The organism is Pseudomonas sp. AC169 (assembly GCF_979258515.1).
Genome location: NZ_OZ409866.1, coordinates 6,722,931 through 6,749,470 on the forward strand (window position 1 = coordinate 6,722,931; position 26,540 = coordinate 6,749,470).

Here is a 26,540-nt window from a genome sequence, read left to right on the forward strand (position 1 = left end):
ATGCCGATGGGTCAGTCAATGAAGATGTTGAATGGACGGACGCCATCGCGAGCAGGCTCACTCCTAAAAGGATCTGAGAGAGCTGTGCTAACAGCGCTTCAGGGCCTGCTTGTGCGCATACATCGCACCATCGGCATCCGCCAATAATCGATCCACCGTCTCATGGCGTTTGGCGTCGTATTCGATCTGCCCGACGCTGAAGCGAATCGCATAACCGCGGTGCAACGTGGCATTGCGCTCTTCGAGGATTTCCTTGAGCCGCGCCATGATCGTCGTGGTTTCAACATGGCTGGAGCCAGTCAGCAGCGCGACGAATTCGTCACCGCCCAGCCGCCCGACCACGTCACTCTCGCGAAAGGCGATGCGCAGCACATCGGCAAAGGTCTTCAGCGCACTGTCACCCTCGGCATGGCCGTAGAGATCGTTGATCTGCTTGAAGTCATTGAGGTCGAAAAACAGCAAGGTCGCCGGCCGCTCCAGCCGTGCACAGGCGTCCAGCGCATGCTGGGCCAACTGCTTGAAGCCGCGACGATTGGACAGCAAGGTCAGTTCGTCCATGCTCGCCATCTGCACGGCCGTCAGCTCTTGCTCAGCCATCTCGGCCAGATCCCGCAACAGCGCGCGCTCCTCATCGTCGAGTTCGCGGGGCTTGGTGTCGATCAGGCACAGCGTGCCCATTTTATTGCCGTTGGGCACGGTCAGCGGGTAGCCGGCATAGAAGCGGATGTTCGGCGCGCCAGTCACCAGAGGGTTGTCATGGAAGCGCACGTCCTCGCGGGCATCGGGCACCAGCAGGAGTTCGTTCTGAAGGATCGCGTGGCCGCAAAATGACACATCCCTCGACGTTTCAGAGACATCCAGCCCCACACAGGACTTGAACCACTGGCGATCCTTATCGACCAGCGTTACCAGCGCAATCGGCACATTGAACAGGCGCTTGGCCAACCGCGTGAGGCGGTCGAAACGCTCCTCGGGCGCCGAATCGAGAAGGTCGAGGCCGTGCAACACCTGAATCCGCGCAGCTTCATTGGCGGGTTTTCCTGGAACCAGCATCAGCACACTCCATTGTCATCAATGCACTTGAGCGTAGCGCAAATCAGCGAGGCTTCACCCCGTCAGATCCCCGCCACCGGACACGGCCCACCGGCATCGGCCCAGAGCTTGAATTGCGCGACAAAAATATCGTGCGGCACCGGCACCGGCGCGCGCCCTGCCCCGGGGTTCCAGCCCCACAGCACCAGTTTGTCTTCGCTGACGTGTTTGATCAGTGCGGCAAAGTCGCGATCACCGTTGCTGGAGCGGTCCTTGATCATCGCGCAGAGTTTGTCCGGCGGCAGGCCGATCCAGGCCATTTTGTGCGCCGCTGGCGGCAGGCTCCAGTGCGGCGCCCCCGGTGGTGCATGCGGGCCGTAACTCGCCGGCGGATTGTTTTCTGCGTGACAGGTTGCACAGGGCAAACCGGCGGCACCCTTGCCGTCCATACCGCGCACCACGTTCATCTGGGGGATGCCGGCGTCGAACTGCAGCGGCGAATCACCGGGAATGTGACAGTTCTGGCAACGCGGGCTCTGGAAGACTTTCTGCACCGTGCCGAATGCCTTCAACGCTTCCTGATCATCGGCAAACAAGTCCGAGGCATAACCGCCGAGCCCCAGCAGAACCACCGTGCCCAACACTAGATGTCGTTTCATCTCACACCCCCGACAGTTGCAGCGGCAACTCGCGCAGACGTTGCCCGGTCAGGGCGAACACCGCGTTGGCCACGGCCGGAGCGGTCGGCGGCACACCGGCCTCGCCGATGCCGCCGGGTTTGTCGCTGCTCGGCACAATATGCACCTCGACCACCGGCATTTCGTTGAGCCGCAGCACCTGATAATCGTGATAGTTGGATTGCACCACCGCGCCGTCCTTGAGCGTCAGTTTGCTGTGCAGCGCCATGCCCAGACCGAAGGTGATGCACGATTCCATCTGCGCGGCGATGCTCTGCGGGTTCACCGCAATCCCGCAGTCCACCGCACAAACCACGCGATGCACGCGAATCGCCAGATTGTCCTGCGACACCTCGGCGACCTGCGCCACGTAACTGCCGAATGATTCGTGCACCGCCACACCGAGGCTATGGCCATCCGGCAGCGGCGCTTTCCAGTTGGCTTTTTCAACCGCCAGATTGAGCACGCCCAAATGCCGAGGATGATCCTTGAGCAACGATCGTCGGTATTCGACCGGATCCTTGCCGGCCGCCGTGGCCATTTCGTCGATCAGCGATTCCATGACAAACGCTGTGTGGCTATGGCCCACGGAGCGCAACCACAGCACATTGATGCCGGTCTGCGGCGAATGCAGGTCGACCTGATGATTGGCCAGGCCTTTGACGTAAGGGCTGTCGGAGACGCCCTCGACCGACGTTGCATCAACGCCGTTCTTGACCATGGTTTTTTCCAGCATGGTGCCGGCCATGATCGACTGCCCAACCAGCACGTGCTGCCAGCTCGACGGCAAACCATCGGCGCCCAAACCGATCTTGGCCTGATGCAGGAACATCGAGCGGTAGTAACCGCCGCGAATGTCATCCTCACGCGACCACACGGTTTTCACCGGCATCGCGGCGGCTTTCGCCACTTGCACCGCTTCGGCGACGAAGTCTGACGTTGGGTTGGCCCGGCGCCCGAAACCGCCACCCAAAAACTCAGTGTGGATTTCGACCTGCTCCGGTTTCAGCCCGGTGATCTTGCCGGCGACCATTTGATCCAGCGTCTGAAACTGCGTACCGGTCCAGATTTCGCATTTCTCGGTGCTGATTTTCACCGTGCAATTGAGCGGTTCCATCGGCGCATGGGCCAGATACGGCACACTGTATTCGACATCGATCTTTTTCGCGGCTTTGCCGAAGTTGCTCTTGGCGTCGCCGGCCTGACTCGCCGACGTGCCTTGCGTTGCGGCCAGTTTGCGGAAGCTTTCCAGCAATTTCGCGCTGCTGAGATCCGCGTTCGGGCCCAAATCCCAATCGACCTTCAGCGCATCACGGCCCAGCTTCGCAGCCCAGTAATGCTCGGCGATCACCGCGACCCCGCTCGGCACCTGCACCACCTTATGCACGCCGGGCACCGCCAGCGCTTCAGCACCTTCGAAGGATTTGACGCTGGCGCCGAATACCGGAGCGCGAGCGACCATTGCCGTCATTAAACCCTCAAACTGCACGTCCATGCCGAACTTGGCGCGGCCGGTGATCTTCTCCGGCGTGTCGAGGCGTTTGGTCGGTTTGCCGATGATTTTCCAGTCCTTGGCTTCCTTGAAGGTGATCGACTTCGGATCCGGCACCGGCAGTTGCCCAGCGGCATCTGCCAGTTCGCCATAGGTGGCGCGTTTGTCGCCGGCAATCACCACGCCGGATTTGGTGCGAATGGCCGAAGGCGCAACCTCAAAACGCTTCGCTGCCGCTTCCACCAACATCTGCCGCGCGGTCGCGCCGGCCAGGCGATAACGGTCGAACTCCATCCACGTCGACGTTGAGCCGCCGGTAATCTGCATGCCGCCAAACCCCGGCATGCCGTAATCCGCCGCCGACGCTGGCGAGTGCTCGACGCGGATCTTCGACCAGTCCGCGTCCAGCTCTTCGGCAATCAACATGGTCAGGCCGGTCCAGATGCCCTGGCCCATTTCCGAATGGCCGAGCAACACGGTGACGCTGTTGTCAGCGGCAATGCGCAGGAACGCATTGGGCGCGAACACCTTGCCTTCATTCTCGGCCGCATAAGCAAACTTGTGGCCGCCGGGGACGACAAACGCCACCACCAACCCGCCACCCAACACGGCGCTGCCCTTGAGAAAACCCCGACGCGATACAGGACTGTTCATCGTCTATCTCCCACAGATTGAATCAGCCGATTTCCGACGCACGCTTCACAGCCGCGCGGATCCGTGGATAGGTGCCGCAGCGGCAAATATTGCCGGAGAGCGCCTGATCGATATCCCTGTCGGTGGGTTTGGGGATTTTCGCCAGCAGTGCCGCCGCAGACATGATCTGCCCCGACTGGCAGTAGCCGCACTGCACCACGTCGAGTTCGGCCCAGGCTTGCTGCACCGGGTGCGAACCATCGGTGGACAGGCCTTCGATGGTGAGGATTTTCTGGCCGTGGGCCACAGCCGTTGCGGGCGTGATGCAGGCGCGCAACGGCGCGCCGTCAACGTGCACGGTGCAGGCCCCGCACTGGGCCATGCCACAGCCGAATTTGGTGCCGGTCAGGTGCGCGACATCGCGCAGGACCCAGAGCAACGGCATGTCCGCGGGGACATCGAGCTCCTGATCCTTGCCATTGATATTCAAGGTCAGCATCGGGAAATTTCCTCAGACTCACGGTGTTCTGAAGGGGCGTCGCTGTGGCCATCAAAGCCTACGCGCGCCTCGGCTTATCCCTTTCAGCAAAGCCTAATTTGCGCACGAAGCCAGACGTTGCGACCACCGGTCATGCAGATGTCGACTTTAATCCTACAGTTGATAACGGCTCGCACTGAGCCTGCGCAGCAGAAATCCATCCTGAGCAAAACCGGTCCGCGCTTGCCGCGCGGGTTATCCATCACATTGGTCTGGAGTCGCGAACATGGGATTTGTCACCACCAAAGACGGCGTCGAAATCTTCTACAAAGACTGGGGCCCGAAAGACGCGCCGGTGATCCACTTCCACCACGGCTGGCCGCTCAGCTCGGACGATTGGGATGCGCAGATGCTGTTCTTCCTCGGCAAGGGCTTCCGGGTGGTTGCCCATGATCGGCGTGGGCATGGGCGTTCGAGCCAGGTCTGGGATGGACACGATATGGATCACTACGCGGACGATGCGCTGGCGGTGGTCAATCATCTGGGACTGAAGAATGTTGTCCACGTTGGCCATTCGACCGGCGGCGGTGAGGTGATCCATTACATCGCCCGGCATGGCCAGGACAACGTCGCCAAAGGCGTGCTGATCAGTGCGGTGCCACCGCTGATGGTGCAGACCGAGAGCAATCCGGGTGGGCTGCCGAAATCGGTGTTCGATGATTTTCAGGCGCAACTCGCGGCGAATCGCGCGCAGTTCTATCGGGATATTCCGACCGGGCCGTTTTATGGCTACAACCGACCGGGTGCCACGCCTTCGGAGGGGATTATTGCCAACTGGTGGCGGCAAGGGATGATTGGCGGGGCGAAGGCGCATTACGACGGGATCGTCGCGTTTTCGCAGACGGATTTCACCGAGGACTTGAAGAAGGTCACGGTGCCGGTGCTGGTAATGCATGGTGAGGATGATCAGATTGTGCCGTATGCGGACTCGGGGCCGCTGTCGGCGAAGTTGCTGCCGAACGGCACGTTGAAGTCATATCCGGGGTTCCCGCACGGGATGCCGACGACGGAGGCCGAAACGATCAACGCGGATCTGCTGGCCTTTATTCGCGGCTGAACAATGTAGGAGCTGCGGAACGCTGCGATCTTTTGATTTTTCGCCTTGAAAATCAACGTCAAAAGATCGCAGCGTTCCGCAGCTCCTACACAGGCAGATTGTGGGCTGCAGTTAATCTTCGGTTCGGCCAGTGTTTTCGCGATCACGGTCATAGTGGTGAGCCAGTGGAAGCGCCGGCAACCATGATTCACGCCGAATGGTCCAGAGTTCGTAAGTGGGTTTGAACTGATTAGGCTCATCGAGCGATCCGACGTTGACCTCTACTTCATCTGCCGAACGCGTGAACACCGGAGAGCCGCAGCGCGGGCAGAAAAAGCGCCCGTTGTAGTCGCGGGTTTCGCCGGTGACCTTCAGCGCATCCTCGGGAAATATGGCCGAGGCGCCGAACAGCGCGCCATGGCGTTTGCGGCAGTCGAGGCAGTGGCAGATGCCGACGCGGTAAGGCTGGCCTGTCACTTCGAAACGGACATCGCCGCACAGGCAACCGCCAGTCAATCGATTCATGTCACACCTCCTCTGCTCGACATCAAACTACAGATCGTCCAAATCGGGAAAGACAATCCTGCCCAGCGTCCAAGGCTCAACAATCTGGCAATGCACATTGCGCAGAAATGAACCCCACTCGCTTCGGTTATGCGCATCCGGGCCGGTGACCGTCAGTAACAGATATTCATCCCGAAACGCGTCATAGGCATAGATCAGCCAAAAGTCATTATCAGCATCGTCAACCAATACAGTGCGGTAATACTGACGATTTATTTTTGCCCATCGAGCTTGCAGTGACGAAGTACTGGCAAGGTGGATATGGTGCATATCGGTCAGATCGAGTCGTTCGTCACGCCCGAAAATCCCGGGTAATTCACCGCACACCTTGTAGTTATAAAAATGTGCAGCGAAGTTTTGCCAGTTAGTGATTTGTTCAAAAAGCGCAGAAATCTTGATGGCTGGCATTCAGCCCTACTTTGTAATAGGTAGCCTGCCAGTGATCACAAATTTATCGAACACTTTCTGCCCATCACGCGCGGCTTGCCGAACATCAAGGAATGTCAGCTCATCACGAACTTCCTTTTTGTTGGGTTTGTCGATCTTTTTGGTGGTGGCCATCGGAGCCTCCGAAGGATGTGTATTCATGCTGACCAGCTTAAGTGATTAAGTTTTGACCGGCAAACGATAGGATCTTGTTTCAAGGCAGACAAGTCGGCGGATTCTTGCAGATCTGTAGGTCATTACACCCAAAATTGTAGTCCGTAAAACTCCTGAATTTGGATCTCATTGCTCGGCACTGCCCATTGGCAAACGTCATCCGGTTACCGCGTTTAAAACACACAAACCGTTACGCCATCCTCCCTACAACACCTTGCGTCGTTACCTACGCGTACGCCAGAATCCGCCGGCTTACACGGCTATGGTTCGGGCCATATCGTTTGCCTGTCACTGCAAAACAGTGATCGGGTTTGGTAGCCCGCCTGTAAAAGCCGTGTGACAACACCCTGTGCTGTCTCTTTGTGGAGGCTCAGTTCAATGGTAGTCATGCGTGGGGCTCACTCGTGAGCGCCGGGTTCCTATTGCAGCCGGTCTACCAACCCGCGTATGGCCACCACCCACTCGTTTGGTAGCGAGAGTGATGGCTCCTTAAACTGCGATAGGCGTTTTATCCATGTTCAAAATCACGCCAAATCCACCGCCCACCGACCCAATCCCTCACGACCCCGCGCTCAACCCGCAAAAGGTCAAAGAAGCCACCGACCGCGCCCTCGACTACTACCTGCGACCCGAAGCACTGGGTGCTCCACCAGGCTCGCCCCCCGTTTCGCCCGGTCTATCTGGTCGACCCCACGCTGGATGAAGAAACCCTGTTGGTCGAAGCCTGTGAGTCGCTTTCATACGCCCACTCCATGGCGGGTAACATCGCCAATTCGATAGGCGGCCCGGAGCGCAAACCACTGCTGGCGCTGCAACAGGTGATCATGCTGAACGAGCTGTTGGTCAATCGACTGCTGGACAAGCTGCGCGTACCGCAATAATCACCAGACCGAATAAGTGAGGGGTTCCCCCCTCACTTTTGCGTTTGCCCCCCTCTGTCGATTAATGAACAGAACTCATCAAGCCATCCCGATTTACCTGTCTAGTCCTCACCAGTCACCTCGCTTACTGTTCTCCCCACGCCCGACGGGAGATCGACATGCACAAGCGCACACTCGGCAACAGTTCACTCGAAGTATCCGCCCTCGGCTTTGGCTGCATGGGCCTGAGCCACGGCTACGGTCCGGCCACGGATACCCAACAAGCCATCGCACTGATCCGCTCAGCCGTTGACCGAGGCGTGACGTTCTTCGACACCGCCGAGGTCTACGGCCCTTACCTGAACGAGCAAGTGGTCGGCGAAGCACTGGCGCCGGTTCGCGATCAAGTGGTCATCGCCACCAAGTTCGGCTTCACCTTCGGCGATGACAATAAGCAGCAGATTCTCAACAGCCGCCCCGAGCACATTCGAATAGCCGTCGAGGGTTCGTTGCGCCGACTGAAAACCGACTACATCGATTTGCTTTACCAGCACCGCGTCGATCCGGACGTGCCGATCGAGGACGTCGCCGGCGCGGTGAAAGATCTGATTGGCGAAGGCAAGGTCAAGCACTTCGGCCTGTCGGAAGCAGGTGCGCAAACCATTCGCCGCGCCCATGCGGTGCAACCAGTTACGGCGCTGCAAAGCGAATACTCGCTGTGGTGGCGCGAGCCCGAGCAGGTAATCCTGCCGACGCTGTGGGAACTGGGCATCGGCTTCGTGCCGTTCAGCCCACTAGGTAAAGGTTTTCTCACCGGCACGGTGTCGGCCGAGGCCACTTACGGCAGCGATGACTTCCGCAGCATCGTCCCGCGTTTCAGCCAGTCGGCGCTGCAGGCCAATCAGGGCCTGGTGGTGTTGATCCGTCAGATCGCCGCGCAGAAACAAGCGACACCCGCGCAGATTGCGCTGGCCTGGCTGCTCGCGCAGGCACCGTGGATCGTACCGATTCCGGGGACGACCAAACTGCATCGTTTGGAAGAAAACCTCGGCGGCGCGGACATCACGCTCGACGCTGCTGAACTCAAGGCAATTGACACCGCGTTGGCGCAAATCCGCATCGAAGGCGAGCGTTATCCCGAGGCCCTCAAGGCGCGCGTCGGCCGATGAGTAACGATCACGATCCGCTGCGGCGCACGGTAATCGCCGCACTGGCCAGCGCCCCGCTGCTGTCGCTCGCCGACACGCAGAGTGCCAGTGAAACACCGCGCTCAGGCTCGCGGATTCTGGTCGCGTACTTCTCGCGCTCGGGCAATACCCGCGTGGTCGCCGGGCTGATTCAACGTGGACTGGGTGCCGATCTCTTTGAGATTCGCCCGGCCCACGCCTACCCCGAGGACTATCTGCAAACCGTGGAGCAGGCACGTCAGGAGCGAGACAGCGGCTTCGAACCCGAGCTGCAAAACACGGTTCATGCCCTCAGCGACTACGACACGATCTATCTGGGTTTTCCGATCTGGGGCGAAACCGCCCCGCCGATCGTGCGCGCATTCCTCAGCGCCCACGACCTGACCGGCAAGACCCTCATCCCCTTCAACACCCACGGTGGATTTGGTTTGGGCAATAGCCGCAGTGTCCTCGAACAGCACGCGCCCAATGCCAGGCTGATCGAAGGTTTTGTAATGGAGGGCGAGCAGGAGCGCAGAACCATGGAACGCGTAAACGGCTGGCTATCGGATAACCCTCTCAAGGGCTAGGCGATCACTTGCCCTGCCACGGCGATTCCCTGCACGGATCACTTCACTGTCTGACCGGAGTTCATCCAATGAACCGATTAATTGCGCCATTTCTTGCCTTGTCGCTCATGACCGCTGAGGCCGGGGCCGCCAGCGAAATCCGCATTACCCCGAACGGCGCTCAGCCCTCGATCAAGGGCGCAGCGGAAAACTTTACCGGTTCCGTACGCGTCGATGGCCTGTTCAAAGGAGAACTGCCAGCGCGCATCGGTGGCGGCACGGTGACCTTTGAACCCGGCGCACGCACGGCGTGGCACACCCATCCGCTGGGCCAAACATTGATCGTCACTGCAGGCGTCGGCTATGTGCAGCAAGAAGGTGGCCCGCGTCAGGAAATTCGACCGGGCGACATTGTCTGGATCCCGCCGCACACCCGCCACTGGCATGGCGCCTCCGCCAGCAACGGCATGACCCACATCGCCATCGCTGAAGCCGAGGATGGCAAGACCGTCACCTGGGCAGAACAAGTTTCAGAGGCGCAATACGCAGGCCAATGAAGTTACGGAATGTGTCGAAGCATCTCGCCCGGCACTGTCCCAGAAAGTGCCACACGACCTCAAGGCCCCGCCGCTGCGCGGTTACGCCAGGATTTCAGCAGTTATTGCAAACCACACTCATGAGTACTACTCAGGAGTCCATGCGCATTTTCGGGGTTAATCGCCCCAACCATCCTCCGTACGATCCAGCGACACCGCAGTGACCTGCAATGGATGGAGCCTTTCACGATGAACACTGACGCACGCAACCGCACTGCCATCCCAACGCTATTGGCGCTCTGCCTGAGCGTCGGGGCGATATTCAGCGTTACCACTCAAGCAGCCGAGGCATCGCAAACCATGACCAGCACGCCAGCCAGCGCAGCAACCCTGTCGGATAAACAACAAACCATTCCACTGATCGCCGCATTCATGGCGACCAGCGACATGCCCAACCTCAACGCAGCCCTCAATCAAGGTCTCGATGCTGGCCTGAGCATCAGCGAAACCCGGGAGATTCTTGTTCAGCTCTACGCCTACGTCGGTTTCCCGCGCAGCCTCAACGCCTTGAACGAGCTGATGACCGTGGTGCAGGCGCGCAAACAACGCGGCATCGAAGATGCGCCGGGACGTGAGCCGAGCCGGGCAATTCCAGTCGGTGATGAGCTGCTGGCCGCCGGCACCGCGAATCAAACGAAGATCTCCGGCGCTCCGGTCAAAGGCCCGGTATTCGAGTTCGCGCCGGTGGCCAACCAGTTTCTGCAAACCCACCTGTTCGGCGATATCTTCGAGCGCGACAACCTCGACTGGCAAAGCCGCGAACTGGCCACCGTCGGGGCGCTGGCGGCAACCCCGGGCGTGGAATCGCAATTGCGCTCGCACATGGCGGCGAGCCTGCGCGTCGGGCTCAGCGCGGCACAGTTGCGCCAAGTCACCGATCTGCTGAAAAAACATGGCGATGCACAGACTGCCGAACGCGCCAACGCAGCGTTGACCCAAGCCCTCGCGGCCTCGGGAAAATGACATGAAACCTGCGAAGTATCTGCTGAGCGTCACGCTGTTGAGCCTGTTGGCGGCGTGCGCGAACCAACCCGATAGCCCGTTGCTGATTCAGCAGCAAGGCAGCTTCGCCGCTGGCGGTACGATGACCACCGCGCCGGGCACATTCGATCCACGCAAACCGATGATGCCCGACGGCCAGACCTATCACGGTGATCACGCCTACGCGTTCTACCAGATCCCGGTCGATGCGCGAAAACTGCCCATCGTCATGTGGCACGGTGCGGGTCAGTTCTCCAAGACCTGGGAAACCACCGCCGATGGCCGCGAAGGTTTTCAGAACATTTTCCTGCGTCGCCATTACGGCGTTTATCTGATCGATCAACCACGGCGTGGCGACGCCGGACGCAGCATGGTCGAGACCACAATCAAACCGGTGCCGGACGAACAACTGTGGTTCAACCAGTTCCGCATCGGCCTGTGGCCCCGCTACTTCAACGACGTGCAAGTGGCACAGGACGCCCAGACCCGCGAGCAGTTTTTCCGCGCGATGACGCCGAACACCGGACCGTTCGACATGGGCGTGGTCTCCGATGGTGTGTCGGCGCTGTTCGATAAAATCGGCCCCGGCATCCTGTTTACACATTCTCAGGGTGGCGGGCCGGGCTGGTTGACGGCGATCAAAAACGACAAGGTCAAAGCCATCGTGGCGTTCGAACCGGGCAGCAGTTTCGTGTTTGCTGACGGTGAAGTGCCGGCGCCGATCCCCAGCGCGTTCGACACGGTCCAAGGCGCAGCGGTGCCGATGGCGCAATTCATGGCGCTGACGCGCATTCCGATTCTGATCCTCTACGGCGACAACATCCCTGAACAGGCCGTCGACCTGCCCGCGCAGGACAGTTGGCGCGCGCGCCTGAAGATGGCCCGCCTGTGGCGTGATGCGGTCAATCGCCACGGCGGCGATGTGCGCCTGATCCATCTGCCGGAGATTGGCATCCACGGCAACACCCACTTCCCCATGTCGGATCTGAACAACGTGCAGATCACTGACCTGGTGGCGCATTTCTTCAAAGAAAAACAGCTGGACTGACCCGCCCTTCGTTTGAACTGCCGCCCTTTTGATTGCTCAGGAGCTTCACGTGAAAAACACCCTCAAAGCCACGTTCATGTCGGCACTGGTCGGCCTCTCGGGCGGCGAAGCCTTGGCCGCCGACTACAAAAAGAACCCGTTCACCCTCGCCTACGACGGCGCGATCAGCAAGAACGAAGCGGGCAAGGTCAACATCCACCCGGTCAGCTACAAGCTTAACGGTCTGGACATCGCCGCCAACGTTTACACCCCGGCCAATTACGACGCGAAAAAGACCTACCCGACCGTGGTCGTCGCGCACCCCAATGGCGGCGTAAAAGAACAAGTCGCCGGTCTGTATGCCCAGCGCCTGGCCGAACAGGGCTACATCACTATCACGGCCGATGCGGCCTATCAGGGCGCCAGCGGTGGTCAGCCGCGCAGCATCGATAAACCGGCGTATCGCATCGAAGACATCCACGGCATGGCCGACTTCATCAGCCAGTTTGCCGGCGTCGATAACAAGCGTCTGGGCCTGCTCGGCATTTGTGGCGGCGGTGGTTATTCGTTGGCGGCGGCGCAAACCGACAAACGCTTCAAATCGCTGGCGACGGTGAGCATGTTCAACTCGGGCCGGGTGCGCCGCAACGGCTACAACGACTCGCAGATCGACAGCATCCAGCAACGTTTGCAACAGGCGTCAGCGGCACGCGCGCAAGAAGCGGCCGGCGGCGCGGTGCTGTATTCGGGCGATGCCAACCTCACCGATGAGCAGATCGCGAAGCTGCCCTTCGAGCTGTATCGCCAAGGCTACGAGTACTACTGGAAGACCCATGCGCACCCGAACTCGACCTTCAAGTACACCACCAGCAGCCTGATCGACTTGATGCGGTTCGACGCCACCAATCAGATCGAGTTGATCAACCAACCGTTGCTGATGATCGCCGGCAGCAAGGCCGACAGCCTGTACATGACTCAGGATGCGTTCCCCAAAGCCACCGGCACCACGGACAAGGAAGTGTTTATCCTCGACGGCGCCACCCACATCGAAACCTATTGGGTGCCGCGTTATGTCGATGCGGCGATTGGCAAACTGAGCGAGTTCTACGCACGCACCCTGTGATGAGCGCTTTGAGGGTCGCGCATCCGTGTGCGACCTGCTTACATGGAATAATCACGCGCTCCTCATGAGAGGTTCTCATCAATGTCCCGCGCCAACCTCAACGACCTGCAAGCCTTCGTGGTCATCACTCGCGAAGGCAGCTTCACTCGCGCCGCCGCGCAACTGGGCGTCTCGCAGTCGGCGCTGAGCCACACCATGCGCGCGCTGGAAAGCCGATTGGGAGTGCGCTTGCTGACGCGGACCACGCGCAGCGTTTCCCCGACCGAGGCCGGTCAACGCTTGTATCAATCGATGGCGCCGCGCTTCGACGAGATCGAACTGGAACTGGCCGCAGTCAGCGAGTTTCGCGACACCCCGGCCGGCAATGTGCGTATCCAGGCGTCCGAGCATGCGGCGAACAATATTCTCTGGCCGAAGCTGCTGAAGGTGCTGCCCGACTACCCCGACATCAAGGTCGAAATCACCGTCGATTACGCCCTCTCCGACATCGTTGCGCAGCGCTATGACGCGGGTGTTCGCCTGGGTGATCAGGTGGCCAAGGACATGATCGCCGTGCCGATCGGGCCATCGTTGCGCATCGCGGTTGTGGGGTCGCCTGAGTATTTCAACGGCAGGCCGATACCCTTAGAGCCCGGTGATCTGGCCGCGCACAACTGCATCAATCTGCGTCTGCCGACGCATGGCAGCCTGATGCAATGGGATTTCGAAAAGGACGGGCACGAGTTGAAAGCCCGGGTTGAGGGACAATGGACGTTCAACAGCAGTGTGCCGATCCTGCGCGCGGCCGTGGCGGGATGCGGTCTGGGGTTTCTGCCAGAAGACATGGTCGCCGGGAATTTGGCCGATGGCAGTCTGGTGCGGGTGCTGGAGGAGTGGTGCCAGCCCTTTGCCGGCTATCATCTTTATTACCCGAATCGTCGTGAGCATTCGTCGGCGTTTGGGGTTGTGGTGGATGCGCTGATCTACAAGCCCTAGCTTGCGTTCAGCGTCCATACTGTGGTTTTTGAGTAACTGGGAAACCGCCATGCCCTCCCCCGAATCCAGCCTTTTGCAGAGCTGGCACGACAACGCTGACGCCTGGATCGAGGTGATTCGCAGCGGCGCCATCGAAAGCCGTCAGCAGGTTACCGATCAGGCGATTCTGCTGGCGATCATGGGCCGTCAGCCGCAGCGCGTGCTTGATCTTGGCTGCGGCGAAGGCTGGTTGTTGCGGGCGCTGGCGGATCGCGGGATTGATGCTGTCGGTGTGGATGGCGATACGCGGCTGATCGAGGCGGCGCGCCTTTCGGGGGCGGCGCGGGTGCATGTTGCGAGCTACGAAGCGCTGGTCGATGGCAAGGTCGACATCGGGCACGACTACGACCTTATCTGCGCGAATTTCTCTTTGCTGCATCAGGACATCATCCCGTTGCTTTGCGCGATGAATGCGCTGCTGGGCGCCGGTGGGTGTTTGGTCATTCAGACCTTGCATCCATGGGCTGTGGCGGCTGGGGATTACCAGGATGGCTGGCGCGAAGAAACCTTTGCCGGGTTCAAGGGCCAGTGGCAGCCGATGCCGTGGTATTTCCGCACGTTGTCGAGTTGGCTGAATGCGCTGGATATGGCCGGGTTCCAACTGGCCGGCCTGCAAGAGCCACAACACCCGCAAAGTCAGCTGCCGCAGTCATTGCTGATGGTTGCCGAGCGCCGCTGAAATTTCAGTAACACCACCACTCGGTGGGAGCGAGCTTGCTCGCGAAAGCGGTGTGTCAGGCAACGCAGTTTCCGACTGTGCCGAGGCCTTCGCGAGCAAGCTCGCTCCCACAGGGTTTTGCGTTATCCAAATATCCAGGGAACGCTCCTACAGGGATTATGCGGTTTGCGGGATCATCTGCGTGTCATGGATGCGGTACTGCGCCAGCAGGCGCATGACGTAGCCGATCTTGATCAGGGTCGGGCCGAGGATGGTCAGGGCGTGCATCGCCACCAGCAACGCAATCGGCATCTGGCCGCTGTAGAGGTAGGCGCCATAGATGCCGGCCAGCAGCATGATCAGACCGGCGACGAGGACTTTGCTCGACAGGTGCAGAACGTTCAGCGGGCTTTCGAAGAAAGTGAGCATGGTGGCGGACTCCTGATCGGTCGTTGTGTAGTGTGAATACTTCAAGTCCCGTGCCAGCTTTTCAGTCCCGTAAAATCAGCCACTTGCGCGTTAACGAGTCAATTTGACACATATGCACCAAAGTCAAATTGACTCGAATACTTGTCATTACGACTACAACACAGAGAAAACCAGAAACTCCTCACCTAAAAGCAAACCAATATCATTTGCGCGGCACTCATCCTTTTGATTTAATCGCGACCCATTCTTATTTAGACCGTTAACGGTCGCCCTGGACGCTTGCGCTGATGACCGTCGCCGATGCCTCGCTCGTGCACAATCTCTACCTCAGCCACCATCGCTGGCTGCACGAGCTATTGCGTCGACGCCTGAGCAACGCGATGGATGCCGCCGACCTCGCCCACGACACCTTTATCCGTGTGCTTAAACGCCCGCAGTCGTTCAATGGCGAAGTTCACGAGCGCTCCCATCTGGCGACCATCGCCCGGGGTTTGTGCATCGATCACTGGCGCCGTCAGCAACTGGAACAAACCTGGCTGGAATCCCTCGCCAGTCGCCCGCCTGCCTTGCAACCGTCGCTTGAGCAACAGGCAATCATTGTCGAAACCCTGCACGAAGTGGACGCCATGCTTCAGCGCCTGCCGCAACGGGTCAGCGCGGCGTTCATCCTCGCGCAACTGCACGGCATGCCTTACAAACTGATTGCCGAACAGATCGGCGTCAGCGAGCGGATGATCAAGAAATATCTGGCGCAGGCGATGATGCATTGCGCGATCCTCGAAGCTGAACTCGACGGCCTGTTGATTGAGTAACCCCATGAACACACTCAGCCATGCCAGCCTTGAGCAGGCGGCGAACTGGTACGTGCGATTGCATGACGAACAGGTTGCCGAGCCTGAACGTCTGCGCTGGCAGGCGTGGCTGGCGCAAAGCCCCGAGCATCAGGCCGCATGGCGTTATGTCGAGCGGGTCGGCCAGCGATTCGCGCCATTGCAGAACGAAAGCGAAGCCGTCAGCCACACCCTGCGCAACAGCGCGCGCAGTTCGATCAGCCGCCGTCAGTCGCTCAAGGGTTTGCTGATTCTCGCGGCCACCGGGCTGGCGGGCTGGGCGGTCGGGCGCAACACGCCACTGCTGGACTCGATCGATCGCTTGAACGCTGACCTCTCCACTGGCACCGGAGAAACCAGCGAGGCCACGTTGAGCGATGGCAGTCGCATCTGGCTCAACGCCTTGAGTGCCTTGAATGTGCGCTTCGACGCCCGCCAGCGCTTGCTTCAACTGCGCGCTGGCGAAGTGCTGATCGACACGGCGAAAGACCTTGGTCGCGCCTTTTGGGTCGAGACCGAACAGGGCCGGATGCGTGCGCTGGGGACGCGTTTCAGCGTGCGCCAGAATGATCGCAGTACGGTGCTGAATGTCTACGAGGGCGCCGTCGAAGCCAGTAATCGCCAGGGCAAAAGCCAAGTGGTGCAAGCCGGACAGCAACTGGTGTTCAGCGCAGGCCGGCTGAACACCGCGACTGCAGCGGATCCATCCCGCGAAGCCTGGCGCCGAGGCGTGTTGCTGGCTGATAACCTGCCGCTCGGTGAACTGATCGAAGAACTCAGCCGTTATCGCCCGGGGCATCTGCACTGTGATCCGGCGGTGGCGGACTTGCCGGTGATGGGTTCGTTCCCGCTCAAGGACACCGATCAGGCCTTGCTTCTGCTGGAAGCGGCGCTGCCGATACGCGTCGATAAAACCTTCAACTGGTGGGTCAGCGTCGGGCCGAAAGCCTGAGGATTTTCATATCACGGTTCCCTTTTCGCTGGTTCATTCGGTTAACCCTCAGCAGCCCTCATTTCGTTGATCGCCCCCGGGAACTCCATGTTGCGCTCCACCCTCGCCCGCATTCGTTTTGCCTTGGCCATGGCGTCTGCCGTGCCGGGGCTGTGTGCGTCGATGGCAACTGCGGATCAGGCGCTAAAGCAGCATTACTCGGTGGCGCCTGGCTCATTGGTCGCTGTGCTCAACCGCTTCGCCGAACAGAGCGGCATCTTCATCGCTGGGCACAATGATCTGGCAGCGGACAAACGCAGCGCCGGTCTGAGCGGTGAGTACACCCCGCAACAGGCCTTGCAGATTCTCCTCAAGGGCAGCGGCCTGCAAGCGCAGCGTCTGAGCGGCGGCGGTTATGTCCTGCGCGGCACAGCCACTGCAGATCCATTGCAACTGGACGCCACCACCATCAGCGGCAAAACCCTCGGCGCCATCACCGAAGACACTCACGCCTACACCAGCGGCCTTAGCGCCTCCGCTACTGGCCTGGCGCTGTCCCTGCGCGAAACCCCGCAATCGGTCACGGTGATCACCCGCCAGCAACTCGACGATCAGGGCGCCAACGGCATCGCCGACGTGTTGCGCCGCGCGCCGGGCATCAGCGTGCAGAACTACGACAGCGAGCGCTGGGAGTTTTCCAGCCGTGGCGCGCCGATCAGCAATTTCCAGTACGACGGGGTCAATACCGACTACGACGGCGTCTACGATTACGGCACCACCAGCACCGACATGGCGACCTTCGACCGCGTCGAAATCATCAAGGGCGCCACGGGTTTGATGACCGGCTCGGGCGACCCGTCAGCCACGGTCAACCTGATCCGCAAACGCCCTACCCCCGCGTTCAAAGCCTCACTCAGCGGCAGCGTCGGTTCGTGGGACAACTACCGCAGCGAATTCGACATTTCCGGGCCATTCAACGACAAGCTGCGCGCGCGCTTCATCGGTGTCCATCAGGAGCGCAGCGCCTACGCCGATCACTACCAGAACAGCAAAGACATCGCCTACGCCATCGTCGAAGCCGACCTGACCCCGGACACTCTGCTGACGCTGGGTTTCGACCAACAAAACACCCGCTCACGCGGTGCCACGTGGACCGGTTTTCCGATGTTCTACAGCGACGGTTCAAGGACGAATTTCTCCCGTTCGTTCAACCCGGCCACAGACTGGAGCCGCCGCGACTTCACCAACCAGACGTTGTTCGCCGCCCTCACCCGGCAACTGCAGAATGACTGGGTTTTGAAGCTCAGCTACGACCGCAAACACCGCGAGCACGACACCCTGCTCGGCTCGGCCAGCGGCGGCAATCCGGACCCGCTGAGCGGCGACGGCATGTTCCTCTACATGGGCAAATTCAAGGGCGACGAGGTGCAGGACAACATCGATATCAATCTTGGCGGACCGTTCAGTCTGTTCGGTCGCGAGCATCAGGTGCTCGTCGGTTTCATGTCGATGAACACCCGCCAGGACAACCCGGTCTACGGCTCAGTCTATCCGCCGTTGAGCAGCAGCATTTTCGACTGGCACGGCGAGTTCGCCAAACCGGATATCCCGCAGATCGGCACGGACGCCATCCGCCAGCGTCAGACCGGCGCGTACGTTTCTACCCGCTTCAAGGCCAGCGACAATCTGGCGCTGATCGTCGGTGGACGGGTGAGTGATTTCAGCGCCAGCGACCACCTCGACTACAGCGACTCGAACACCGCCAATGTCCGCGACGGCTACCGCCAGACCGGTGTGATCACGCCGTATGCCGGTGCGGTCTATGACCTCGATGACACCTACTCGATCTACAGCAGTTTCACGCGCATCTATCAACCGCAACTGAGCAAGGACGCCTCGCGCCAAGTGCTTGACCCGGTGCAAGGCGATAGCTACGAAGCGGGGATAAAAGCCGAATACTTCGACGGCCGGCTCAACGCCAGTTTTGCCGTGTTCCGCATCGAGCAGGACAACATCGCCGAACAGGTCAGCGGCTTCGACAATCAGGCGGTGTACCGCGCCGTGCAAGGCGCGACGACCAAGGGCTTCGAGTTCGAGCTGGCCGGTGAAATCGCCGAAGGCTGGAATCTCTCGGCCGGCTACGCCTATAACCACACTCGCGATGCCAAGGGTAATCCGGTTTACGCCTCGATTCTGCAAACCACCGCGCCCGAGCAGTTGGTACGGCTGTTCAGCAGCTATCGCCTGCCCGGCGTCTGGCAGAATCTGACCCTGGGCGGCGGGGTCAGTTGGCAGAGCGAATTCTTCGGCGAGGTGTTCCAGCCCGGCACCGAGCACAACGTGCGCATCACGCAGGACAGTTACTTCCTGGTCGACGCGATGGCGCGCTATCGCTTCAACGAACACCTGAGCACTTCGCTCAACATCAAGAACCTGTTCGACAAGACCTACTACACCGGTCTGGGCAATTTCGGCACCGGTTTCTACGGCGAACCGCGCAGCCTGCAACTGACCGCGCGCTGGGATTTCTGAAGCGCAACTTGTCGATCTACGGCACCTCCAGTCGACCAAGGACTGACTACGCTGTTAATCCAGCGTGTCTAACCTGCCGAGGATGACTGCCATGCAACGCTTTCAGAAACTCACGCCCTGCCTGTGGTTTGACGATCAGGCCGAAGCGGCCGCGAAGTTTTACTGCTCGATCTTCGACCACTCGAAAATCACCGGCCTGACCCACTACAGCAAGGTCGGCCAGGAATTTCACGGCAAGCCCGAAGGTGCGGTGATGACCGTCAGTTTCGAACTCGATGGCCAGACCTTCACCGGCCTCAACGGTGGGCCGATGTTCAAGTTCAGCGAGGCGATCTCGTTTCAGGTCAACTGCCAGAATCAGGAAGAAGTCGACCATTTCTGGGGCAACCTGTCCGCGGGTGGTCCCGTCGAAGCCCAGCAATGCGGCTGGCTCAAGGACAAGTTCGGCGTGTCGTGGCAGATCGTGCCAGTGGCCTTTATGCACATGATGCTGGACCCGGACACCGCCAAGTCGCAGCGCGCGATGCAGGCCATGTTCACGATGAAAAAACTCGACATTGCCGAACTGGAACGGGCCTTTGCCGGCCAGAGCTAATACACTGGCACCCTGGCCTGCCGGGAATACAACAATGAAACACGTTGCCGCCAAAAACCCTGAAAAAGCCCCGCGTTTCTGGCGCGACGCGGCGCTGCCGTTCATTGAAGCGCGGGCCATCGCCGATGGCCGCGAGGTCTGCTACGCGCGGCATTCCCATGCGCATTTTTCCATTGGTGCAATCACTGCCGGGCGCAGCACCTATGTGCATGAGCAAGAGCAGTTCGAAGTCGCGGCGGGCACCGTGGTGCTGATGAATCCCGGCGATGTGCATGCATGCAATCCGATCGATGATCAGCCTTGGTCGTATGTGATGCTGTACATCGAAACGCCGTGGCTGACGGATTTGCAGCATCAGTTGGGCTTCGCCAGTGATCTTGAGTTTCTGCGTTTCTCCACTACTCATCTCGACGACACCGCGCTGTTCAACGACCTGAATGGACTTTATGAAACATTGGTCGACGAACAGCAGGACGTACTGCGCAAACAAAGCGCTGCGGTGGAGTTTTTCAGCGACTTGCAACTGCGGTTGAATCCCGCCGCCCCCCCGCTGCGCGAACCCAATTTCAAGCTGGAACGCGCGGCCGATTTCATCCGTGAGCACTGCACCGAGCTGCTGAACCTCGACGACATCTGCACGGCGGCACAACTGTCGCCTTCGTACCTGATCCGCGCCTTCAAACAGCATTACGGCATGACGCCCCACGCCTTTGTCGTCAACCAACGCATCCAGTTCGCCCGCGAGCGTTTGCGCAGCGGGCAGTTGATTGCGGATGTAGCGCTTGAGGCAGGGTTTGCCGACCAGGCGCATTTTCAGCGGGCGTTCAAACAGCATCTGGCGGCCACACCCGGCCAATATCGCGGCTGACACCTTGCCCCGATTGATCGTTCCCACGCTCTGCGTGGGAACGCAGCCCGGGACGCTCCGCGTCCCTTCCAGAGCCGAACGCAGAGCGTCCGATGAGGCATTCCCACCCGGAGCATGGGAACGATCAATTTCTGGCCAATATATTCAGATATTGACATATCGGTAAATTCCGATATCTTCGCGGCATGGAACTACTCGAAATCTTCAAAGCCCTCTCGAACCGCACACGCCTGGAAATCCTCAAAGGCTTGAAGGATCCCGAGAAACACTTTCCTCCCCAGGATGAAGGTGACGTGCACACGGTGGGTGTTTGCGTCAGCAGTATTCAGGAAGGCGTCGGGCTGTCGCAGTCGACGGTGTCCGATTACCTGGCGACGCTGCAACGCGCCGGCCTGGTCGAAGTCAGGCGTATCGGCCAGTGGACTTACTACAAACGCAACGAAGCAGCGATCAGTGCGCTGGCCGAGATCATCGGCAGCGAGCTGTAATTTTTTGCCCCAAGATATCGAGAATTCCCGATATCCCTTTTTACCGAAACGAGGAAATGCAATGAAAGCGATGATCCTTACATCATTTGGTGGCGCGCAATCGTTCGAACTGCGCGACGTACCCAAGCCAGTGCCACAAGCCGGCGAAGTGCTGGTGCGGGTGCACGCCACCTCCATCAATCCGCTGGATTATCAGGTGCGCCGTGGCGACTATGCCGACCTGGTGCCCCTCCCCGCCATCACCGGGCACGACGTCTCTGGCGTTGTCGAAGCGGTCGGCCCGGGGGTGACAGCGTTCATACCGGGTGACGAAGTCTGGTACACCCCGCAAATATTCGACGGCCCGGGCAGTTATGCCGAGTACCACGTCGCGGACGAAAACATTGTCGGCAAGAAGCCGGCCACGCTCAGCCACCTTGAAGCGGCGAGCCTGAGTCTGGTTGGCGGCACGGCGTGGGAAGCGCTGGTCGTGCGGGCGGCGCTCAGAGTCGGCGAGAGCATTCTGGTTCACGGCGGTGCGGGCGGTGTCGGTCATGTCGCGATTCAGCTGGCCAAAGCCATCGGCGCGAAGGTCTTCACCACCGTGCGTGAAGGCAATTTCGAGTTCGCCCGGCGCATGGGCGCCGATGTGCTGATCGACTACGAAAAGGAAGATTACGTCGATGCGATCCTGCGCGAAACCGAGGGTCGCGGCGTCGATGTGGTGTTCGACACCATTGGCGGCAATACGCTGACACGCAGCCCGGACGCCCTCGCACAGCTTGGCCGCGTGGTATCGATCGTCGACCTTGCCCAGCCACAGAACCTGATTCAGGCCTGGGGCAAGAACGCCAGTTATCACTTCGTGTTCACCCGACAGAACCGCGGCAAGCTCGATGAGCTGAGCGCATTGATCGCCAACGGTCAGTTGCGTCCACACGTTGGCGCCGTCTATTCGCTGGCCGACGTCGGTCTCGCCCATGCCCGGCTGGAAACGCCCAACAACGGCGTCCAAGGGAAGATCGCGATTGCTGTCGAACCATCGTCTCAAGTCGAAAATCGCTGAGCTCACTTCGAGGACAACATCATGATTTACGAGATCGCACTGCTACCCGTTCACCAAGGGCAAATCGAAGCTTTCCGGCAGGCCTTTGCCGAGGTCGAGCCTTTGCTCAGCCGCGCCAAGGGTTACGACGGTCACTTGCTTGCGCAGGGGATTGAATCGCCCGAAGTCTTCAACCTGATCGTGCGCTGGCAATCCCTCGAGGACCACTCGCCCGGGTTTGAAGCGAGTGAGGACCATCGGTTATTCATGCTGGGTCTGGAGGAATATTTTTCGGACGAGCCGAAGGTCTGGCACATTGAAGGAGGCGCCTTTCAGCAACCGTTCAACTAATCTCTGGCAGCGACGCCCGATCAATGTGGGAGCGAGCTTGCTCGCGAATGCAGTGCATCAGTCAGCACATCCATTGACTGACACACCGCTTTCGCGAGCAAGCTCGCTCCCACAGGGTCAAGTGAACAGCAGGTAGATTGCACTCAATGCCAATAGTCCCGCCATGCTCCGATTGAACCAGCGCATCCCCGCTGCATTGCTCAAATACCCGCGCAAAAACGTCCCGGCATACGCCCAGCAGCCGACCGACAGATAACAGATCACCAGATACACCGCCGCAAACTGCCACACCAGCCGCGCTTCGCCATCGGCGACGAACGCGCCCATGCCCGCGACACACGCCAGCCAGGCTTTCGGGTTGAGCCATTGCATCACCGCGCCGTAGAGCATCGATGGCGCTCGTCCGGAATCCTTGGCGTTCAACTGCCCATCATCCACGGCGAGTTTCCACGCCATAAACAGCAGAAACGCCACGCCGGCCAGTTGCACCACTCGGGTCATGAACGGCCAGAGTTTCAGCACCTCGTGCAAACCCAGCCCCATCAGCACCAGCAGCAACACAAACCCTAAGGTGGCCCCGGCGACATGCCGCTGACTGGCGCGAAAACCGAACTGCGCCCCGGAACTCAACGCCACGATATTCACCGGCCCCGGCGTGATGGACGCCGCCAGCGCAAACGCCGCCATGGATACAATCAGACTCATCGCACACCTGCTTCAAATCGAGGAACAAGGTGCACACGGTATCGAGCGCCCAATCCCCGGTATTGAAGAAAATGCCCCTGTGATCCTGATCGTTCCCACGCTCTGCGTGGGAATGTAGACCGGGACGCTCCGCGTCCCTTCCAGAGCCGAACGCAGAGCGTCCGTTGAGGCATTCCCACGCAGAGCGTTGGAACGATCAAACACAAAAAATCGACGCTCAGTCCAGACGTGGCACGGTGAAGCGGAATTCACTGCCCTGCCCCGGTTCGCTCTCGGCGAAAATCCGCCCGCCGTGGGCTTCGACGATGCCTTGGGTGATGTATAAACCCAGGCCGGTGCCGGTCGGATTGCCCTCTTTCACCGTCCAGTAACGGTCGAACACGTGCGGCAGGTGCTCCTTGGGAATGCCCTCGCCGCTATCGCGCACGGTGAAGACGATGTCATCGCCGACGGAGGTGGCAAGCACGCCCACCGTGCCCAGGCGCGGGGTGAATTTGATCGCGTTGCCGACCAGATTCGACAACACCTGAAACAGCCGCTCCGGGTCAGCGTGGATACGCAGATCAGGATCGGCGTCGAAAGAAATGCTGATGTCCTTGTCCAGTGCCAATGGCGCGAGCAACGCCTGCGCCTCCTCGAACATCTGCCCGACATCGAGTTTTTGCGGGGTGATGGAGTAGCGCCCGGCGTCGATTTTCGAGGTATCGAGCAAGTCCTCCAGCAGCGTATTCATGCGTCCGGCAGCCTGTTGCATGGTGTCGATGGCCGTGGAGATCCGGCGCGAAGTGTGCGGGCCGTCGGAGCTGAACGCCTTTTGCATCATGCCGCAGAGCATCGAGATCACCGTCATCGGGTTGCGCAGGTCGTGAGAGACCACCGCCACCAGCTCGTCGCGGGCGCGCACCGCTTCCTGCTCGCGACGGACCTGTCGGGCCAGATCGTTTTCCAGCGCCGAACGGCGCAGGTCATTGGCAGCGAACAGGTCGCCGTGGCTCCACTTGGTGGAGATCCCGGCCATCTCGACTTTCCAGATTTCAAACGAGGTACGTGGGCGCAAGCGCAGGCCGGCGTCGGAGTTTTCCAGGTCCAGCGGCTTGCGCGGATCGCCGCTCCAATTGATGTTTTCCTTGACCTCCGGGCGGAACCAGAACACGCCATTGTCCACCGGTTTCGGCAAGCTCATGGCAAGCACGCCGCTGACCACCTGCTGATACTGCGCGGCCGGCGGGTAGACGCTAGACAGATGATGACTGGCAAACACTGCCTCGCCACTGTCCTGCAGCCACTTGTGCAAGGCGCGGATTTGTTCCGGCTCCGGGCAGTTGCCGTAGCGGTGCAATTGTTTGTCTTCGATGATCGCGATACCGCCGGCATTGGTCAGCGCCATCAGCGTTTGCGGCTGGTTGGCCAGGCCGTCGAAAACGTTCTGCGGCGAGTCGATCATCGCTTGATTGAGTAGCGCCAACGCATCGACTTTTTCCTCACGCTGACGGCTGATCTCCAGCGCTTCCATGGCACTGATCTGCAGCGACAGCACCTGACCGATGGTCTGGCACGCCGCGCGCAACTCATGCGGCACGTGCAGTGGCTGGCGATTGCCGCAACTGATCAAGCCCCAGAGCTTGTCACCCTTGAGCAGGGAAATGCTCATCGACGAAAGCACGCCCATGTTCTTCATGTACTGGCAATGGATCGGCGACACGCTGCGCAGCGTGGCGAAACTCAGGTCCAGCGGCGTGTCGGTGTCCGGGCGCAGCTTTGGCAGCAGCGGCACCGGTTGGTAGTCGGCATTGGGGATGATCCGCAACCAGTTGGTGCGATACAGCTCGCGCGCCTGCTCGGGAATGTCCGACGCCGGGAAGAACAGGCCATTGAACACTTCCATCGACGGGTCGGAGGCTTCGGCGATGACCTGACCGTGGCCCTCCTCCTCGAACCGATAGATCAACACCCGGTCGTAACCGGTCATCGCCTGGATTTCCTTGACGCTGATGTCGTACAGCGCCTGCAGCGTGGTGGCCGCTTGCAGACGCTGGAGCATGCGCCCCAGATGGGTCTGGTTGCCGGCGACGTTGCGCGGCTGGAAGTTCTCGACGTGGATTTCCAGCTCAAGAATCAGCACGCCCTGATGACGGTGCAGCAAGCCTTCGAACGCCGTGCCGTTGAGCCTGAAGCGCAGCGGCGGTGCATCGGACAGCGACGGTTGCAGCAAGGCTTCGCGCACTTTTTCCGCTTCGGCATTACCGATCAGATTTTCCAGTGGCTGGCCGATCAGGCTCTGCGGCTCCCGGGCCAGCAGGGTTTCGACGTTGGCGCTGACCTGAATGATCGCCAGGTCAGGCTCACTCAAAGTCAGCAACAAACCGTGGGGCTGGATCGCGCCGGGGAAACGAATCGGTTCGTCGGCACAGTTGGCCAGCAGTTCTTCAAAGGCTTCTTTGTCTTGCGGGTTCATGCCAGTACCTCCCGGCTTTCGAGCCAGCGCTCGAAACAACTGAATGTGGTTTGTGCCGCTGTGACGACGGCGGCGCGCTCATCGGCGCTCATCGGCCGATTGCCCAGATATTCGATGAAATCGCGCCAGCGCCGACCCGTGGCGGCGCCGTAGATATCGAGAAAGGCCGCGCCGTTGTTGGCTTCCAGGCCTAATCGTGAAGAGATTTCGCGGCGCAGAATCTGCCCGCCGAGCGTCGCACCCTCGAGGACATAGAGCACGCCAAGGCAGGCAGCGCTCGAGTCGATGATCGGCAACTGCTGGCAGTGCGGCAGGCTTTGCAGCGCCTCGGCGGATACGCCCAGCGCCTGCAAATCGGCGTGTAATGTCTGCGCTTTGAGACGGGGCGCCAGATCAAAATCGGCCGGGACTGCGCCGCTGTGTTGCAGTGCGTTTTCCAGGGGCAAATAGAAGCCGTAATAGGCCTGGACCAGCCGCACAAACGCCTGGGTATCGAGAGTATCGGAGAAAAAGGGAAGGCGTTTTTCCAGTGCGATGTGCAGTTCGGCAGTGCCGGCTCGCAGATCTTGCAGCACCGGTGGCACATAAACTTCACGGGCCTTTGCTTGCATGTAAATCGCTCTTGGTGGGGCCGCCTGGGGCCAAACGGGATGAGTGCAACGTCGGCGAAATCTTACACGGCAATCGCCGTTTCTGACCGGACCGATAGTTTTTTCTGACGAAACCCTCACTCTCAGATTGATACAGAGTGATGGCATCTGCAAAA

The 26,540-nt window shown here is 60.0% G+C and carries 28 protein-coding genes and 1 pseudogene; 18 read left to right on the forward strand and 11 right to left on the reverse strand.

The annotated features are described in order from the left end of the window. Nucleotides 1-87: 87 nt before the first annotated feature. The 4 genes from ACZZ0G_RS29795 to ACZZ0G_RS29810 all read right to left on the reverse strand — a co-directional run bounded on the left by ACZZ0G_RS29795 (nucleotide 88) and on the right by ACZZ0G_RS29810 (nucleotide 4,333). Nucleotides 88-1,053 carry a sensor domain-containing diguanylate cyclase gene (locus ACZZ0G_RS29795; protein ID WP_463558714.1) on the reverse strand — a complete coding sequence of 322 codons (966 nt, stop codon included), beginning with the start codon at nucleotides 1,051-1,053 and terminating at the stop codon, nucleotides 88-90. Between the two features lie 62 nt (nucleotides 1,054-1,115). Continuing rightward, nucleotides 1,116-1,691, reverse strand: a complete 576-nt coding sequence (locus ACZZ0G_RS29800) for a hypothetical protein (RefSeq protein ID WP_463558715.1) — start codon at nucleotides 1,689-1,691, stop codon at nucleotides 1,116-1,118. Between the two features lies 1 nt (nucleotide 1,692). After that, a complete protein-coding gene (locus ACZZ0G_RS29805; protein ID WP_463558716.1) occupies nucleotides 1,693-3,855 on the reverse strand; it encodes a xanthine dehydrogenase family protein molybdopterin-binding subunit in 2,163 nt (720 codons plus the stop codon). Between the two features lie 22 nt (nucleotides 3,856-3,877). After that, the gene (locus ACZZ0G_RS29810; RefSeq protein ID WP_463558717.1) at nucleotides 3,878-4,333 is read right to left on the reverse strand and encodes a (2Fe-2S)-binding protein; all 456 of its coding nucleotides are present in this window, start codon (nucleotides 4,331-4,333) and stop codon (nucleotides 3,878-3,880) included. Between the two features lie 265 nt (nucleotides 4,334-4,598). On the opposite strand from ACZZ0G_RS29810, the gene ACZZ0G_RS29815 reads away from it, so the two are divergent. Then, nucleotides 4,599-5,429 carry an alpha/beta fold hydrolase gene (locus ACZZ0G_RS29815; protein ID WP_236429279.1) on the forward strand — a complete coding sequence of 277 codons (831 nt, stop codon included), beginning with the start codon at nucleotides 4,599-4,601 and terminating at the stop codon, nucleotides 5,427-5,429. A 111-nt stretch (nucleotides 5,430-5,540) separates the two neighbouring features. Here the strand turns inward: ACZZ0G_RS29815 and ACZZ0G_RS29820 are convergent, their stop codons facing one another. From ACZZ0G_RS29820 to ACZZ0G_RS29830, 3 genes are read right to left on the reverse strand one after another with little or no spacing between them, the layout of a single operon-like run. Beyond that, the gene (locus ACZZ0G_RS29820) at nucleotides 5,541-5,933 is read right to left on the reverse strand and encodes a GFA family protein (protein ID WP_463558718.1); all 393 of its coding nucleotides are present in this window, start codon (nucleotides 5,931-5,933) and stop codon (nucleotides 5,541-5,543) included. 27 nt (nucleotides 5,934-5,960) lie between these two features. Continuing rightward, nucleotides 5,961-6,380 (reverse strand): type II toxin-antitoxin system YafO family toxin, encoded by a 420-nt coding sequence (locus ACZZ0G_RS29825; protein WP_463558719.1) that lies wholly within the window; start codon nucleotides 6,378-6,380, stop codon nucleotides 5,961-5,963. A 6-nt stretch (nucleotides 6,381-6,386) separates the two neighbouring features. After that, nucleotides 6,387-6,533, reverse strand: coding sequence for a hypothetical protein (locus tag ACZZ0G_RS29830; RefSeq protein ID WP_463558720.1), 147 nt, complete (start codon nucleotides 6,531-6,533; stop codon nucleotides 6,387-6,389). 553 nt (nucleotides 6,534-7,086) lie between these two features. Here ACZZ0G_RS29830 and ACZZ0G_RS29835 point away from each other — a divergent pair. The 9 genes and pseudogenes from ACZZ0G_RS29835 (at nucleotide 7,087) to ACZZ0G_RS29875 (ending at nucleotide 14,587) form a co-directional block, all read left to right on the forward strand. Further along, nucleotides 7,087-7,453: pseudogene (locus ACZZ0G_RS29835) on the forward strand (DUF6124 family protein). 158 nt (nucleotides 7,454-7,611) lie between these two features. Beyond that, nucleotides 7,612-8,601 (forward strand): aldo/keto reductase, encoded by a 990-nt coding sequence (locus ACZZ0G_RS29840; protein ID WP_463558721.1) that lies wholly within the window; start codon nucleotides 7,612-7,614, stop codon nucleotides 8,599-8,601. Next, the gene (locus ACZZ0G_RS29845) at nucleotides 8,598-9,188 is read left to right on the forward strand and encodes a flavodoxin (protein WP_463558722.1); all 591 of its coding nucleotides are present in this window, start codon (nucleotides 8,598-8,600) and stop codon (nucleotides 9,186-9,188) included. The genes ACZZ0G_RS29840 and ACZZ0G_RS29845 overlap by 4 nt, the downstream gene beginning before the upstream one ends. 68 nt (nucleotides 9,189-9,256) lie before the next feature. Then, the gene (locus ACZZ0G_RS29850) at nucleotides 9,257-9,724 is read left to right on the forward strand and encodes a (R)-mandelonitrile lyase (protein ID WP_463558723.1); all 468 of its coding nucleotides are present in this window, start codon (nucleotides 9,257-9,259) and stop codon (nucleotides 9,722-9,724) included. Between the two features lie 228 nt (nucleotides 9,725-9,952). Continuing rightward, nucleotides 9,953-10,726, forward strand: a complete 774-nt coding sequence (locus ACZZ0G_RS29855) for a carboxymuconolactone decarboxylase family protein (RefSeq protein WP_463558724.1) — start codon at nucleotides 9,953-9,955, stop codon at nucleotides 10,724-10,726. A gap of 121 nt (nucleotides 10,727-10,847) precedes the next feature. Then, nucleotides 10,848-11,792 (forward strand): alpha/beta hydrolase, encoded by a 945-nt coding sequence (locus ACZZ0G_RS29860; protein WP_463558917.1) that lies wholly within the window; start codon nucleotides 10,848-10,850, stop codon nucleotides 11,790-11,792. A gap of 49 nt (nucleotides 11,793-11,841) precedes the next feature. Further along, nucleotides 11,842-12,894: an alpha/beta hydrolase gene (locus ACZZ0G_RS29865; protein WP_463558725.1), complete on the forward strand. Its 1,053-nt coding sequence runs from the start codon at nucleotides 11,842-11,844 to the stop codon at nucleotides 12,892-12,894. A gap of 81 nt (nucleotides 12,895-12,975) precedes the next feature. Next, a complete protein-coding gene (locus ACZZ0G_RS29870) occupies nucleotides 12,976-13,869 on the forward strand; it encodes a LysR family transcriptional regulator (RefSeq protein ID WP_463558726.1) in 894 nt (297 codons plus the stop codon). A 49-nt stretch (nucleotides 13,870-13,918) separates the two neighbouring features. Then, nucleotides 13,919-14,587 carry a class I SAM-dependent methyltransferase gene (locus tag ACZZ0G_RS29875; protein ID WP_463558727.1) on the forward strand — a complete coding sequence of 223 codons (669 nt, stop codon included), beginning with the start codon at nucleotides 13,919-13,921 and terminating at the stop codon, nucleotides 14,585-14,587. 156 nt (nucleotides 14,588-14,743) lie between these two features. Here ACZZ0G_RS29875 and ACZZ0G_RS29880 read toward each other — a convergent pair whose 3' ends face one another. Beyond that, nucleotides 14,744-14,995 carry a transmembrane sensor/regulator PpyR gene (locus tag ACZZ0G_RS29880; RefSeq protein WP_463558728.1) on the reverse strand — a complete coding sequence of 84 codons (252 nt, stop codon included), beginning with the start codon at nucleotides 14,993-14,995 and terminating at the stop codon, nucleotides 14,744-14,746. A gap of 287 nt (nucleotides 14,996-15,282) precedes the next feature. Between ACZZ0G_RS29880 and ACZZ0G_RS29885 the strand changes: the two genes are divergently transcribed. The 8 genes from ACZZ0G_RS29885 (at nucleotide 15,283) to ACZZ0G_RS29920 (ending at nucleotide 22,614) form a co-directional block, all read left to right on the forward strand. Next, nucleotides 15,283-15,807 carry a sigma-70 family RNA polymerase sigma factor gene (locus tag ACZZ0G_RS29885; protein ID WP_463558729.1) on the forward strand — a complete coding sequence of 175 codons (525 nt, stop codon included), beginning with the start codon at nucleotides 15,283-15,285 and terminating at the stop codon, nucleotides 15,805-15,807. 4 nt (nucleotides 15,808-15,811) lie between these two features. After that, nucleotides 15,812-16,777 (forward strand): FecR domain-containing protein, encoded by a 966-nt coding sequence (locus ACZZ0G_RS29890; RefSeq protein WP_463558730.1) that lies wholly within the window; start codon nucleotides 15,812-15,814, stop codon nucleotides 16,775-16,777. Nucleotides 16,778-16,864: 87 nt separating this feature from the next. After that, entirely contained in the window at nucleotides 16,865-19,288 is a 2,424-nt protein-coding gene (locus ACZZ0G_RS29895) for a TonB-dependent siderophore receptor (protein WP_463558731.1), read from the forward strand. A gap of 91 nt (nucleotides 19,289-19,379) precedes the next feature. Next, nucleotides 19,380-19,883, forward strand: coding sequence for a VOC family protein (locus ACZZ0G_RS29900; protein ID WP_463558732.1), 504 nt, complete (start codon nucleotides 19,380-19,382; stop codon nucleotides 19,881-19,883). A 34-nt stretch (nucleotides 19,884-19,917) separates the two neighbouring features. Then, nucleotides 19,918-20,751 carry an AraC family ligand binding domain-containing protein gene (locus ACZZ0G_RS29905; protein WP_463558733.1) on the forward strand — a complete coding sequence of 278 codons (834 nt, stop codon included), beginning with the start codon at nucleotides 19,918-19,920 and terminating at the stop codon, nucleotides 20,749-20,751. A gap of 185 nt (nucleotides 20,752-20,936) precedes the next feature. Then, on the forward strand, nucleotides 20,937-21,239 hold the full coding sequence (locus ACZZ0G_RS29910; protein ID WP_077572353.1) for an ArsR/SmtB family transcription factor: 303 nt from the start codon (nucleotides 20,937-20,939) through the stop codon (nucleotides 21,237-21,239). Nucleotides 21,240-21,300: 61 nt separating this feature from the next. Then, nucleotides 21,301-22,284, forward strand: a complete 984-nt coding sequence (locus ACZZ0G_RS29915; protein ID WP_463558734.1) for a zinc-dependent alcohol dehydrogenase family protein — start codon at nucleotides 21,301-21,303, stop codon at nucleotides 22,282-22,284. Between the two features lie 21 nt (nucleotides 22,285-22,305). Further along, nucleotides 22,306-22,614 (forward strand): antibiotic biosynthesis monooxygenase family protein, encoded by a 309-nt coding sequence (locus ACZZ0G_RS29920; protein WP_463558735.1) that lies wholly within the window; start codon nucleotides 22,306-22,308, stop codon nucleotides 22,612-22,614. A gap of 117 nt (nucleotides 22,615-22,731) precedes the next feature. On the opposite strand, the gene ACZZ0G_RS29925 is transcribed toward ACZZ0G_RS29920, so the two are convergent. The 3 genes from ACZZ0G_RS29925 to ACZZ0G_RS29935 all read right to left on the reverse strand — a co-directional run bounded on the left by ACZZ0G_RS29925 (nucleotide 22,732) and on the right by ACZZ0G_RS29935 (nucleotide 26,385). Beyond that, entirely contained in the window at nucleotides 22,732-23,319 is a 588-nt protein-coding gene (locus tag ACZZ0G_RS29925; RefSeq protein ID WP_122600306.1) for a LysE family translocator, read from the reverse strand. 217 nt (nucleotides 23,320-23,536) lie between these two features. Continuing rightward, complete coding sequence (locus ACZZ0G_RS29930; RefSeq protein ID WP_463558736.1) at nucleotides 23,537-25,774, reverse strand: ATP-binding protein; 2,238 nt, start codon at nucleotides 25,772-25,774, stop codon at nucleotides 23,537-23,539. Continuing rightward, nucleotides 25,771-26,385, reverse strand: a complete 615-nt coding sequence (locus ACZZ0G_RS29935; RefSeq protein WP_463558737.1) for a biliverdin-producing heme oxygenase — start codon at nucleotides 26,383-26,385, stop codon at nucleotides 25,771-25,773. The genes ACZZ0G_RS29930 and ACZZ0G_RS29935 overlap by 4 nt, the downstream gene beginning before the upstream one ends. Between the last annotated feature and the right edge of the window lie 155 nt (nucleotides 26,386-26,540).